Annotated in this window: 11 protein-coding genes and 10 tRNA genes; 20 read left to right on the top strand and 1 reads right to left on the bottom strand. The window is 41.4% G+C overall.

All coding sequences use genetic code 11. The features are described from left to right. Positions 1-24 precede the first annotated feature (24 nt). From HT717_RS07550 to pcp, 18 genes are all read left to right on the top strand, one after another. Positions 25-95, top strand: a tRNA-Gly gene (locus HT717_RS07550). A gap of 34 nt (positions 96-129) precedes the next feature. After that, positions 130-203 (top strand) — tRNA-Ile (locus HT717_RS07555). A gap of 82 nt (positions 204-285) precedes the next feature. Further along, a tRNA-Ser gene (locus HT717_RS07560) sits at positions 286-375 on the top strand. Between the two features lie 10 nt (positions 376-385). Then, positions 386-459, top strand: a tRNA-Met gene (locus tag HT717_RS07565). Positions 460-462: 3 nt separating this feature from the next. Continuing rightward, a tRNA-Phe gene (locus HT717_RS07570) sits at positions 463-535 on the top strand. A 12-nt stretch (positions 536-547) separates the two neighbouring features. Then, positions 548-628, top strand: a tRNA-Tyr gene (locus HT717_RS07575). A 4-nt stretch (positions 629-632) separates the two neighbouring features. Further along, positions 633-703: transfer RNA gene (locus HT717_RS07580), tRNA-Trp, on the top strand. 14 nt (positions 704-717) lie between these two features. Further along, positions 718-790 (top strand) — tRNA-His (locus HT717_RS07585). 13 nt (positions 791-803) lie between these two features. Next, a tRNA-Gln gene (locus tag HT717_RS07590) sits at positions 804-875 on the top strand. 9 nt (positions 876-884) lie between these two features. Continuing rightward, positions 885-968: transfer RNA gene (locus HT717_RS07595), tRNA-Leu, on the top strand. A gap of 106 nt (positions 969-1,074) precedes the next feature. Beyond that, positions 1,075-2,352: a glutamyl-tRNA synthetase gene (locus HT717_RS07600; protein ID WP_049540150.1), complete on the top strand. Its 1,278-nt coding sequence runs from the start codon at positions 1,075-1,077 to the stop codon at positions 2,350-2,352. A 75-nt stretch (positions 2,353-2,427) separates the two neighbouring features. Beyond that, a complete protein-coding gene (gene thrC / locus HT717_RS07605) occupies positions 2,428-3,912 on the top strand; it encodes a threonine synthase (RefSeq protein ID WP_049540149.1) in 1,485 nt (494 codons plus the stop codon). A gap of 60 nt (positions 3,913-3,972) precedes the next feature. Further along, positions 3,973-5,253: an MATE family efflux transporter gene (locus tag HT717_RS07610; protein WP_049540147.1), complete on the top strand. Its 1,281-nt coding sequence runs from the start codon at positions 3,973-3,975 to the stop codon at positions 5,251-5,253. Positions 5,254-5,256: 3 nt separating this feature from the next. Beyond that, positions 5,257-5,877 carry an HAD family hydrolase gene (locus tag HT717_RS07615; protein WP_049540145.1) on the top strand — a complete coding sequence of 207 codons (621 nt, stop codon included), beginning with the start codon at positions 5,257-5,259 and terminating at the stop codon, positions 5,875-5,877. 165 nt (positions 5,878-6,042) lie between these two features. Beyond that, the gene (locus HT717_RS07620; protein ID WP_049540143.1) at positions 6,043-7,209 is read left to right on the top strand and encodes a LysM domain-containing protein; all 1,167 of its coding nucleotides are present in this window, start codon (positions 6,043-6,045) and stop codon (positions 7,207-7,209) included. A 206-nt stretch (positions 7,210-7,415) separates the two neighbouring features. Then, positions 7,416-7,841: a MarR family winged helix-turn-helix transcriptional regulator gene (locus HT717_RS07625; RefSeq protein WP_049540141.1), complete on the top strand. Its 426-nt coding sequence runs from the start codon at positions 7,416-7,418 to the stop codon at positions 7,839-7,841. A 10-nt stretch (positions 7,842-7,851) separates the two neighbouring features. Next, positions 7,852-8,211 carry a DUF1304 domain-containing protein gene (locus HT717_RS07630; RefSeq protein ID WP_049540139.1) on the top strand — a complete coding sequence of 120 codons (360 nt, stop codon included), beginning with the start codon at positions 7,852-7,854 and terminating at the stop codon, positions 8,209-8,211. A gap of 115 nt (positions 8,212-8,326) precedes the next feature. Next, positions 8,327-8,971 carry a pyroglutamyl-peptidase I gene (gene pcp / locus HT717_RS07635; protein ID WP_049540137.1) on the top strand — a complete coding sequence of 215 codons (645 nt, stop codon included), beginning with the start codon at positions 8,327-8,329 and terminating at the stop codon, positions 8,969-8,971. Positions 8,972-8,997: 26 nt separating this feature from the next. Here pcp and HT717_RS07640 read toward each other — a convergent pair whose 3' ends face one another. After that, positions 8,998-9,855 carry a DUF975 family protein gene (locus tag HT717_RS07640; protein ID WP_049540135.1) on the bottom strand — a complete coding sequence of 286 codons (858 nt, stop codon included), beginning with the start codon at positions 9,853-9,855 and terminating at the stop codon, positions 8,998-9,000. Positions 9,856-9,971: 116 nt separating this feature from the next. Between HT717_RS07640 and tgt the strand changes: the two genes are divergently transcribed. Together tgt and HT717_RS07650 are read left to right on the top strand one after the other, a co-directional pair. Continuing rightward, positions 9,972-11,114 carry a tRNA guanosine(34) transglycosylase Tgt gene (gene tgt, locus HT717_RS07645; protein ID WP_001285237.1) on the top strand — a complete coding sequence of 381 codons (1,143 nt, stop codon included), beginning with the start codon at positions 9,972-9,974 and terminating at the stop codon, positions 11,112-11,114. Positions 11,115-11,214: 100 nt separating this feature from the next. Beyond that, entirely contained in the window at positions 11,215-13,032 is a 1,818-nt protein-coding gene (locus tag HT717_RS07650) for an acyltransferase family protein (protein WP_049540134.1), read from the top strand. Positions 13,033-13,068 lie beyond the last annotated feature (36 nt).

Below are 13,068 nucleotides of genomic sequence, written 5' to 3' on the forward strand. Positions count from 1 at the left end.
TCGATCCCGTTAACTCCCATTTTAGCGGGTGTAGTTTAGTGGTAAAACTACAGCCTTCCAAGCTGTTGTCGCGAGTTCGATTCTCGTCACCCGCTTTGAACTTTGTTCTTTGTACCAAGTTTTTAACTTGGGCGCGTAGCTCAGGTGGTTAGAGCGCACGCCTGATAAGCGTGAGGTCGGTGGTTCGAGTCCACTCGTGCCCATAGTGTTTAGTCCATTATTAGAGGATTGAAATATTATCTTTTCACTAAGAGGACACGGGTTTATTCCCGTATAAACTATTTTGGAGGATTACCCAAGTCCGGCTGAAGGGAACGGTCTTGAAAACCGTCAGGCGTGTAAAAGCGTGCGTGGGTTCGAATCCCACATCCTCCTTTTTTATTAACGCGGGATGGAGCAGCTCGGTAGCTCGTCGGGCTCATAACCCGAAGGTCGTAGGTTCAAATCCTGCTCCCGCAATAAGGCTCGGTAGCTCAGTTGGTAGAGCAATGGATTGAAGCTCCATGTGTCGGCGGTTCGATTCCGTCTCGCGCCATTTATATATTTTGGAAGGGTAGCGAAGAGGCTAAACGCGGCGGACTGTAAATCCGCTCCTTCGGGTTCGGGGGTTCGAATCCCTCCCCTTCCATTTTACGGGCATAGTTTAAAGGTAGAACTAAGGTCTCCAAAACCTTCAGTGTGGGTTCAATTCCTACTGCCCGTGTTAATAGAATTATGGCGGGTGTGGTGAAGTGGTTAACACACCAGATTGTGGCTCTGGCATGCGTGGGTTCGATCCCCATCACTCGCCTATTTTATATTATTGGGGTATAGCCAAGCGGTAAGGCAAGGGACTTTGACTCCCTCATGCGTTGGTTCGAATCCAGCTACCCCAGTTACTATTTGCCGGCGTGGCGGAATTGGCAGACGCGCTGGACTCAAAATCCAGTGTCCGCAAGGACGTGCCGGTTCGACCCCGGCCGCCGGTATAGTATAGCGTTAGGAACGTAGTTAATCTTCGTTCCTTTTTTATATTATTTTTGGTATAATAGTAGTTATTCAAATTTTATTTAGATTAAGAAAGAGTAAGATAGTATGTCTCGTTCTATCGATTTATTAAAACATCGGTATTTGAAAAATATTAAAGAAAATCCTGAATTGTTTATCGGAATTGAGTTGGAGTATCCTGTTGCAAGTTTAGAAGGGGATGCTACAAATGTTGAAATTATAAAGGATCTATTTCATTATTTAGTTTCCGCTCTGGATTTCACTGTAGAAAAGGTAGATGATTTTGACAATCCTATCCAGTTAGTGGATCCGATAAGTCAGGATGCGATTTTGTTTGAAGTTTCCTATACGACGATTGAGTTTGCATTTGGTAAGGCTGAAACGATTCAAGAGGTCGAGAATCGTTTTAATAATTATATGGATGTAATTCAGAGTAAATTAAGTGAATCCAATCATGCTATTGTTGGCTGTGGTATTCATCCCAACTGGGATAAAAATGAGAATTGTCCAGTTTCTTACCCACGCTATCAGATGTTGATGGACTATTTGAATTTGAGTAGAAATGTGACTAAATCAGACTTGCATCATTTCCCTGAATATGGTGCTTTTATCTGTGGGAGTCAGGTTCAGCTGGATATTTCAAAATCCAACTACTTACGGGTGATTAATACTTTTACTCAAATTGAAGCAGCTAAGGCTTATTTATTTGCGAACTCTGAATTTTCGGGTGCAGATTGGGATACGAAAATTTCAAGGGATATTTTCTGGGAAGAATCCATGCATGGTATCTATACAGAGAATGTGGGGGTTAATGCTAGACTCTTTGATGATGAGGAGGATTTTTTTGACTATCTAGCTCATTCTGCAATTTTTACTGCGGAACGTAATGGGCAGACCTATTATTTTTATCCGGTTCAGGCAAGGGATTATTTGCCTATGCCTGAAATCCAGGCATTTACTCTGAATGGGGATGAGGTTCTTATTTACCCTAAGGAGAAGGATTTTGAAACTCATCGTAGTTACCAATACCAAGACTTAACGACTCGAGGAACTGTTGAGTTTCGTAGTGTGTGTACTCAGCCTCTTGATAGGACTTTTGCTTCTGCAGCTTTTCACTTGGGATTGTTGGTTAATTTAGATAAGTTAGAAGCTTACTTAGAAACAGCACCTTTCTTTAAAGCATTTGGGAGAAATTACAAATTTTTAAGGCGACAATTTTCTAAGAAAAAGCTTACAGATCAGGAAGAAACAGCGATTATAGAGTTTTCAAAAGACTTACTCTTGCTAGCTGATGAAGGACTGAAGATGAGAAATAAACAAGAAATGATTTATTTAGAGCCTTTGAAAGAAGAATTGGGACTATAATTTCTCTTATAAAGGGAGAATTTTCTGAAAAATCATGATATAATGGAAGAGACTATAGATAAAGGATAGAGAGTAATGACATTAGTTTATCAATCAACGCGTGATGCCAACAATACAGTAACTGCCAGCCAAGCCATTTTGCAAGGTTTGGCGACGGACGGTGGTTTGTTTACACCGCTTACTTATCCAAAGGTAGATTTGGACTTTGACAAATTGAAAGATGCTTCTTATCAGGAAGTTGCTAAGCTTGTTTTGTCAGCATTTTTAGATGACTTTACAGCTGAGGAGTTGGACTACTGTATCAACAATGCCTACGATAGCAAGTTTGATACTCCAGCTATAGCGCCTTTGGTGAAATTAGACGGGCAATACAACTTGGAACTGTTCCATGGTTCAACGATTGCCTTTAAGGATATGGCCTTGTCTATCTTGCCATACTTTATGACGACTGCTGCTAAGAAACATGGCTTGGAGAACAAGATTGTCATTTTGACAGCGACATCTGGTGATACAGGGAAAGCTGCTATGGCAGGCTTCGCAGATGTTCCAGGTACTGAAATTATCGTCTTTTATCCAAAAGATGGTGTCAGCAAGGTACAAGAGCTACAAATGACCACTCAGATTGGCAACAATACTCATGTTATTGCTATTGATGGTAACTTTGACGATGCACAAACCAACGTGAAACATATGTTTAACGATGTAGCCCTTCGTGAAAAATTAGCGGCCAACAAGTTGCAATTTTCATCAGCTAACTCTATGAACATTGGTCGTTTGGTACCACAAATTGTTTATTATGTTTATGCCTACGCTCAGTTGGTCAAAACTGGTGAGATTGTGGCTGGTGATAAGGTCAACTTCACAGTACCAACAGGAAACTTTGGAAATATCTTGGCTGCCTTTTATGCTAAGCAAATTGGTTTGCCAGTTGGTAAATTGATCTGTGCTTCAAATGACAACAATGTTTTGACAGACTTCTTCAAGACACGTGTTTACGACAAGAAACGTGAGTTTAAAGTAACAACTAGTCCATCTATGGATATCTTGGTATCTTCAAACTTGGAGCGTTTGATTTTCCATCTTTTGGGGAATGATGCGGTTAAGACGGCTGAACTCATGAATGCCTTGAATACACAAGGACAATATGAACTGACTGATTTTGATGTAGAGATTCTGGAGCTCTTTGCAGCTGAATATGCGACTGAGGAAGAAACAGCGGCAGAAATCAAGCGTGTTTATGAGTCAGATTCTTATATTGAGGATCCACATACGGCGGTTGCCTCAGCAGTTTATAGAAAATACCAAGCGGTTACTGATGATGCGACTAAGACAGTGATTGCTTCAACAGCTAGTCCATACAAGTTCCCAGTAGTTGCAGTAGAGGCTGTAACAGGAAAAGCAGGTTTAACTGATTTTGAAGCCTTGGCTCAATTACATGACATTTCAGGAGTGGCAGTGCCACCAGCGGTTGATGGCCTTGAAACAGCTCCAGTTCGTCACAAGACAACTGTGGCAGCTACTGACATGCAAGCAGCGGTTGAAGCTTATCTAGGACTTTAAGACAGAGGGAGTAAACTCGGTTGGGAAACCAACTGAGTTTCTTTTCATCAGGAGGAGAGATTGTTTAAGAAAAATAAAGACATTCTTAATATTGCCTTACCAGCTATGGGTGAAAACTTTTTGCAGATGCTCATGGGAATGGTGGACAGTTATTTGGTTGCTCATTCAGGATTGATAGCTATTTCGGGTGTATCAGTAGCTGGCAATATTATCACTATTTATCAGGCGATTTTCATTGCTCTAGGGGCAGCTATTTCTAGTGTTATTTCAAAAAGTTTGGGGCAGAAGGATCAGTCTAAGCTAGCCTATCATGTGACTGAGGCGTTGAAAATTACTTTACTATTAAGTTTCCTTTTAGGAGCTTTGTCCATCTTCGCTGGGCAAGAGATGATTGGACTCTTGGGAACGGAGAGAGATGTAGCTGAGAGTGGTGGACTGTATCTATCCTTGGTAGGCGGATCGATTGTTCTTTTGGGCTTGATGACGAGTTTGGGAGCCTTGATTCGTGCAACGCATAATCCACGTCTGCCTCTTTATGTTAGTCTCTTGTCAAATGCCTTGAATATTCTCTTTTCTAGCCTAGCTATTTTTATCCTTGATATGGGGATAGCGGGTGTTGCTTGGGGGACTATTCTGTCTCGTGTGGTTGGTCTTGTGATTTTGTGGTCACAATTAAAACTGCCTTATGCGAAGCCAACTTTTGGACTGGATAAAGATTTACTGACTTTGGCTTTACCAGTAGCTGGAGAGAGACTTATGATGCGGGCTGGAGATGTAGTGATCATTGCCTTGGTCGTTTCTTTTGGGACGGAGGCAGTGGCTGGAAATGCGGTCGGAGAAGTCTTGACCCAGTTTAACTACATGCCAGCCTTTGGCGTTGCTACGGCAACGGTTATGTTGGTAGCCCGAGCAGTTGGGGAGGATGATTGGAAAAGAGTAGCTGGTTTGAGTAAGCAAACCTTTTGGCTCTCTCTTTTTCTCATGTTGCCCTTGACCTTTAGTATCTATGCCTTAGGAATACCACTGACTCATCTCTATACGACTGATCCTCTAGCGGTTGAGGCTAGTGTTCTAGTGACACTTTTTTCACTACTTGGTACTCCCATGGCGACAGGGACAGTTATTTATACGGCAGTTTGGCAGGGTTTGGGGAATGCTCGGTTTCCCTTTTATGCGACAAGTATAGGAATGTGGTGTATTCGCATTGGGACAGCCTATCTGATGGGAATTGTTCTTGGTTGGGGCTTGCCTGGTATTTGGGCAGGAACTCTTTTGGATAATGGTTTTCGTTGGTTATTTCTACGCTACCGTTACCAGCGTTATATGAGCTTGAAAGGATAGGAAATGCAAAAAACAGCTTTTATTTGGGATTTAGACGGGACTTTATTGGACTCTTACGAAGAGATTTTATCAGGGATTGAGGAGACTTTTGCTCAGTTTTCTATTCCTTATGATAAGGAGAAAGTGAGAGAGTTTATCCTTAAATTTTCTGTGCAGGATTTGCTTGTGCAGGTGGCAGAAGAGAGAAAACTGGATGTGGAAGTGCTAAATCAGGTGCGTGCCCAGAGTCTTGCTGAGAAGAATGCCCAGGTAGTTTTGATGCCAGGTGCGCGTGAGGTGTTGGCTTGGGCAGACCAAGTAGGGATTCGGAACTTTGTTTACACTCATAAGGGAGACAATGCTTTTACCATTCTAAGAGACTTGGGATTGGAATCCTATTTCACAGAGATTTTAACCAGTCAGAGTGGCTTTGCGCGGAAGCCCAGTCCAGAAGCGGCTACCTATCTGTTAGACAAGTATCAGTTGGATTCTGACAAGACTTATTATATAGGGGACCGGACTCTGGATGTGGAATTCGCCCAGAATAGTGAGATTCAAAGTATCAACTTTTTAGAGTCGTCTTATGAAGGGAATCACAGGATTCAGTCGCTAACAGATATTCCTCATATTTTTGAGAGCAAGTAACGAGAAGATTGTGTCAGATTTGTGACAGAGACCTAACAAACTATTTCAAGTAACCGAGTTTGTTACAATGAATAGACAGTTCTGTTAAATAGGCCCGGGAGGGCTTTTTTTCTGCATTTTTTGTGTTATCATAGACAGGTACTCATTTGAAAGGAATTTGAAAGAATGAAGAAAAGAATAATATTAGCGTCAACAGTAGCCTTGTCATTTGCCCCAGTATTGGCAACTCAAGCAGAAGAAGTTCTTTGGACTGCACGTAGTGTTGAGCAAATCCAAAATGATTTGACTAAAACGGACAACAAAACAAGTTATACAGTTCAGTATGGCGATACCTTGAGCACCATTGCAGAAGCCTTGGGTGTAGATGTCACAGTTCTTGCGAATTTGAATAAAATCACTAATATGGACTTGATTTTCCCAGAAACTATTTTGATAACGACTGTCAATGAATCAGAAGAAGTAACAGAAGTTGAAATCCAAACTCCTCAAGCAGACTCTAGTGAAGAAGTGACAACTGCGACAGCGGATTTGACAACCAATCAAGTAACCGTAGATGATCAAACTGTTCAGGTTGCAGATCTTTCTCAACCGATTGCAGAAGTTCCAAAAGCGGTAGAAACTACAAGTACAAAAGAAGTAGCATCAAATTCAGAAGTTGCAGAGACAGTGACTGCTACAGAAGAAGTGGCACCATCTACAGACTCTACTACGCCAGAGGGACAAACAGCTGAAACAACTAGTCCAGTTGAAGAAGTAGCTCCTCAGGCAATGACGCCAGCTGAGAAAGAGGAAACACAAGCCAGTCCTCAGGCTGCGTCAACAGTGGCAACAACTGCAACAAGTTCAGAAGAAGTAAAAGAAGTAGCATCAAGTGAAGCTACACCAGCAGTTTCTACTTATCAACCAGAAGAGACAAAAACAGCTTCAACAACTTACGCAGCTCCAGCTGCGCCTGATTATGCTGGACTGGCAGTAGCAAAATCTGAAAATGCAGGTCTTCAACCACAGACGGCTGCCTTTAAAGAAGAAATTGCCAACTTGTTTGGCATCACATCCTTTAGTGGTTACCGTCCAGGAGACAGTGGAGATCACGGAAAAGGTTTGGCTATCGACTTTATGGTACCAGAAGGCTCAGAACTAGGGGATAAGATTGCGGAATATGCTATTCAAAACATGGCTAGCCGTGGCATTAGTTACATCATCTGGAAACAACGTTTCTATGCTCCATTCGATAGCAAATATGGACCAGCTAATACTTGGAACCCAATGCCAGACCGTGGTAGCGTGACAGAAAATCACTATGACCACGTTCACGTTTCAATGAATGGATAAACCAGACTTTGTAATATCATTTTGACGAATGAGATCTAGCTTTCGTGCTAGGAAGCGAGTCTCGTTCGTTTTTTCTTTGTCAATTTGAATGGAAAATGGAGAGTCACCATCTTGTAATGAGTTAAGCATAATTCTTGCAATTTATTTTACTTTATGACATAATTGATTTATCAACTATTGATAAATCAATATATAAGAGGGAAGAAATGATAGAGATTCAAGATTTACTGTATCAACTCCGCTTGTCTGAGCAAGCGAGCACGCAATTATTTGAAAAAAGACTTGGAATTAGTTTGACACGGTATCAGATTTTATTATTTTTGCTGAAGCATTCCCCTTGTAATCAAATAGCGGTTCAGGAGCGTTTAAAAATTGATCAGGCTGCTTTGACACGGCATTTCAAGATTTTGGAAAAGGAAGGTTTGGTGGAGCGTCATCGTAATCCTGAAAATCAGCGGGAAGTCTTGGTAGAGGCTACGAAGTATGCCAAGGAGCAGTTAGTGGTGAATCCCCCTCTGCAACATATCAAGGTTAAGGAAGCGATGGAAAGTATCTTAACAGAGTCCGAAAGAACAGAACTCAGCCGTTTATTAAATAAATTGGTTTTGGGTATTGAAAATATAGAAATTTAAGGAGAAATAGATGTCAATTATTACAATCATTTTAGCAACGATTGTTGCTTTGGAGCATTTTTACATTTTTTATTTGGAAAGTATTGCAATGCAATCAGATGCAACCAGTCGTGTCTTTAACATGGACAAGGAAGAACTGGCTCGTCCGTCAGTAAGTTCATTGTTTAAAAATCAAGGGATTTATAATGCTTTGCTAGGAGTCTTTCTCTTGTATGGAATTTATTTCTCACAGAATTTAGAAATTGTGACTATTTTTGTCTTGTTTGTGATTGGTGCTGCGGCTTATGGCTCTCTTACAGCAGATAAGAAAATTATTTTGAAGCAAGGTGGTCCAGCTATTTTGGCCTTGATTAGTATTTTATTCTTTTAATAAACTCAAAGATCAATCCTAGCCTCGCTAGTCCTTTTCACTCCAGAATAAGGGAAATATGTTATACTTATTTTTAAGAAAAGAATCTCATGGAATCGTTTGTAAGGAGTTGGAAATGAAAGTATTAGTGACAGGTTTTGAGCCCTTTGGAGGGGAAAAGGTTAATCCAGCCTTGGAGGCCATTAAAGGTTTACCAGCTGAAATCTATGGTGCTGAGGTCCGTTGGCTAGAAGTGCCGACAGTCTTTCACAAATCGGCCCATGTATTGGAAGAAGAGATGAACTGTTATCAACCTGACTTTGTCCTTTGTATTGGTCAAGCAGGTGGACGAACTAGCTTGACACCGGAACGAGTGGCCATTAATCAAGACGATGCACGGATTTCTGATAATGAAGGCAATCAACCGATTGATCTTCCTATTCGTCCAGATGGTGCTCCGGCCTACTTTAGTAGTCTACCGATTAAAGCAATGGTTCAAGCTATAAAAAAAGAGGGATTGCCGGCCTCTGTTTCCAATACGGCAGGAACTTTTGTCTGCAATCATTTGATGTATCAGGCCCTCTATTTGGTAGAAAAGAAATTTCCACATGTTAAGGCAGGTTTTATGCATATTCCTTATATGATGGAACAGGTGGTGAATAGACCGACTACCCCAGCTATGAGTTTAGTTGACATTAGGCGAGGGATAGAAGCGGCAATCGGCGCTATTATCGAATATGGGGATGAGGACCTCAAGTTGGTAGGAGGAGAAACTCATTGATAGAAAAAAGCTTGAGGGGAAATCCTTCAAGCTTTTGGACGTTTTCGAGCCAATACTGCTCGGTAAAAAATTATTTTATTGATTTGAATATAGGGTAGGAGTGAAAAACTAGCAATTCTAAAGGTAATCCAATTGAGGAAGTACCAAGGAAGGAGTTGTAAGTCTAGGACAAAGCGCTGAAACTTGTAACCTTTCATCAGGAAACGGCTGGTTTTAAGGATTTGTCCTGGTCTGGCTTGTCCCAAGTCGAGAGTGTCGCAGAGGAGAAATTCTACCTGAGAATAGGCATAGTATTGTGGAATATAGAGACTATTTCCGAGAATCATCAAGAGGATACTTGCTAGAAAGTAGAGACCAAAGGTCATGAGGAAGCGCTCTGTTTCAATTGACGTGAAATCTAGATTGGGAAACTCAGGGTGGAGGGCAACGAATTTCTTTGCAAGAAAGCTACTGTAAAAAAGGAAATAAATTCCAAGCAAACTAGGAATGCTCCATAAGAAGAGATAGAAACGTTTGAGGAGGAGGGTCAAAAAGGTTTGTGAAAAGTGCTCTTCGTTAAAGAGAGTGAGACTATTTTTGACGGTTAGTTCTATATCAGGATTCTTGATGAGTTTCAGGGTTGTATAGACTGAACTGGTCAGGAGAATCGTTCCGATAAAGGAGACTAATAGTGGAAAAAGGTAGGCTTGGAATACATGACCAAGAACGCTTAAAAAGGATTGCTCTAAAATAGACTCGTTGATGCGCTCTAAGGGATTAAGGAAGCCAGACAAGATGACCAGCATGCTAGGTAAGAGATAGACGAGAAAGAGGCGGGGATTTTCAGCCTGAAATTGTCTGGCCTGCAGACGAATGGTTTTTAAATCAATTTTTGGGTATTTCATTCTCTCATTATACCATAGTTCGTGACAGTTCCAGCTTTTTTTGATAAAATCATACAGTATGCCCTTGGGCACAAAGTATGAACTGGGACTGTTTTTCCCAGCTTCGGAGGTAAAAAATGTCAGATTCACCAATCAAATATCGTTTGATTAAGAAAGAAAAACACACGGGAGCTCGTCTGGGCGAAATCATCACCCCCCACGGCACTTTCCCGACACCTATGTTTATGCCAGTTGGGACTCAAGCTACTGTCAAAACTCAGTCGCCAGAAGAGTTAAAGGAGATGGGTTCAGGAATCATCCTGTCAAACACCTATCATCTCTGGCTTCGTCCTGGAGATGAACTCATCGCACGCGCAGGTGGTCTCCACAAGTTCATGAATTGGGACCAGCCAATTTTGACGGATAGTGGTGGTTTTCAGGTTTATTCTCTAGCAGATAGCCGTAATATCACAGAAGAAGGAGTAACCTTTAAAAACCATCTCAATGGTTCTAAGATGTTCTTATCGCCAGAAAAAGCAATTTCTATTCAGAACAATTTGGGCTCAGACATCATGATGTCCTTTGACGAATGTCCACAGTTTTATCAACCTTATGACTACGTTAAGAAATCAATCGAGCGTACTAGCCGTTGGGCTGAGCGTGGTTTGAAGGCTCACCGTCGTCCACATGACCAAGGATTATTTGGGATTGTGCAGGGGGCAGGATTTGAAGACCTGCGTCGCCAATCAGCTCACGACCTTGTCAGTATGGATTTCCCAGGCTACTCTATCGGTGGCTTGGCAGTGGGAGAAACCCACGAAGAGATGAATGCGGTTTTGGACTTTACAACCCAACTGCTTCCTGAAAATAAACCTCGCTATTTGATGGGTGTGGGAGCACCAGATAGCTTGATCGATGGGGTGATTCGTGGTGTAGATATGTTTGACTGTGTCTTGCCGACTCGAATTGCTCGTAATGGGACTTGTATGACCAGTCAGGGACGTTTGGTTGTAAAAAATGCTCAGTTTGCTGAGGACTTTACGCCACTAGATCCTGAATGTGATTGTTACACATGTAAGAATTACACACGCGCCTACCTTCGTCACCTGCTCAAGGCTGATGAAACCTTCGGTATCCGCTTGACTAGCTACCACAATCTTTACTTCTTGCTTAACCTGATGAAGCAAGTGCGACAAGCCATTATGGATGACAATCTTTTGGAATTTCGTGAGTATTTTGTTGAAAAATATGGCTATAATAAGTCAGGCCGTAATTTCTAAAATGGAGTTGATATAAGCTAAAAATCCTAAGTTTTCTCTTAGGATTTTTCTTCTTTTTTTGATAGAATAAAGTGTATAACGAAAGGAAGAATAAACTCGTATGCGCATTAAATGGTTTTCCTTGATTAGGATTACAGGTTTACTCCTGGTACTCTTGTATCATTTCTTTCAGACCATCTTTCCTGGAGGATTTTTCGGGGTAGATGTCTTTTTCACGTTTTCAGGCTTCCTGATTACGGCTCTACTCATCGAAGAATTTTCTAAAAATCATGAGATTGATTTGGTTGGATTTTTTAGGAGACGCTTTTATCGGATTGTGCCACCTGTGGTTTTGATGGTCTTGGTAACCATGCCTTTTACTTTCTTGGTTCGCCAAGATTATGTGGCTGGAATTGGTGGTCAGATTGCTGGTGTCCTTGGTTTTATGACCAACTTCTATGAAATGTTAACAGGTGGGAGTTATGAATCTCAGTTCATTCCTCATTTATTTGTTCATAACTGGAGTTTGGCTGTTGAGGTTCACTACTATATTCTATGGGGACTGGCAGTTTGGTTCTTATCTAAGCAGTCCAGATCAAATGGTCAGTTGAGAGGGATGGTCTTTCTCTTATCAGCTGCTGCCTTCTTGATTAGTTTCTTCTCCATGTTTATTGGTAGTTTTCTAGTAACCTCTTATTCCTCTGTTTATTTCTCCAGTTTAACTCATGTCTATCCATTCTTTTTGGGAAGTATTCTAGCAACGATTGTAGGCGTTCGTCAGACGACTTCCCTCGTCAAGCAGTTGGATAAAATCTGGGATTTACGCAAGACTCTTTTAGTTTTTGGAGGAGGTTTTAGCTTCTTACTCATTTTGACCTTCTTTGTCAAATTCACTTATCTTTTTGCCTATCTTATAGGCTTCTTGTTTGCCAGTCTTGCAGCTCTTGCTATGATATTGGCAGTGCGTGTCTTACATGAAAAGACTCCTAATATGCAGGAACCAAAGATTATCAGCTTTTTAGCGGATACTAGCTATGCAGTTTATCTCTTCCATTGGCCTTTCTATATCATTTTCTCACAGTTGACATCAAATCTTTTTGCTGTGTTACTGACTTTGATTTGTTCTTATGGCTTTGCTAGCCTATCATTTTATGTGTTGGAACCTTGGATTGCAGGAAAGAACACACCTGTTTTACAAACTCTTCGTCCCCTGCCTTATATTCACGCAATTCTTGCAACAAGTACAGGAATCTTGACCATCATTGTCTGCACGGTGACCTTGTTGGCTCCACAAGTTGGAGCTTTTGAGACAGATTTAACTGTCAATGGCTTGAAGCAAGCTGCAACCAATCTTGGCCAGACCAAGGTGATGGCAGAACGAGCAGAAGCTGATAGTTTAGGAATTGCTGATGGCACTATGTTAATTGGTGACTCGGTGGCTCTAAGGGCAAATACAGCTCTGCAGACAGCTCTTCCTGGGGCACAGATTAATGCACAAGTTAGTAGAACAACCAAGACTGCAAATGAAATCATGCTAAACAATAGCCAGAATAAATTTTTACCTAAGATGGTGGTCATTGCAACTGGGGTAAATAATCCTGAAAATTACAAGGACGATTGGGACAGTATCGTGAAAAATCTTCCTAAGGGACACCATATGGTTTTGGTGACTCCTTATGAGGGAGATAAGACAAAAGAGACCTATGCCATCGTTGAGAAGGCGGCTGCCTATATGAGAGAATTAGCAGAGAAGACACCTTATGTCACGATTGCTGATTGGAATCAAGTTGCTAAGGAACATCCAGAAATCTGGGCAGGAACAGACCAAGTCCATTTCGGAAGTGACACTAGTACTATTGAAGCCGGAGCAAAATTGTATGCAGATACCATTGCTACAGCCTTGCAGACAGCTCAAGATAAACCAGTTAAATCAAAATAACTTGTATTAAAAAGAGAAGAGTTGGAAAAATCCAGC

Source organism: Streptococcus sp. 959 (genome assembly GCF_013277075.1).
Lineage (GTDB): Bacteria > Bacillota > Bacilli > Lactobacillales > Streptococcaceae > Streptococcus > Streptococcus pseudopneumoniae_C.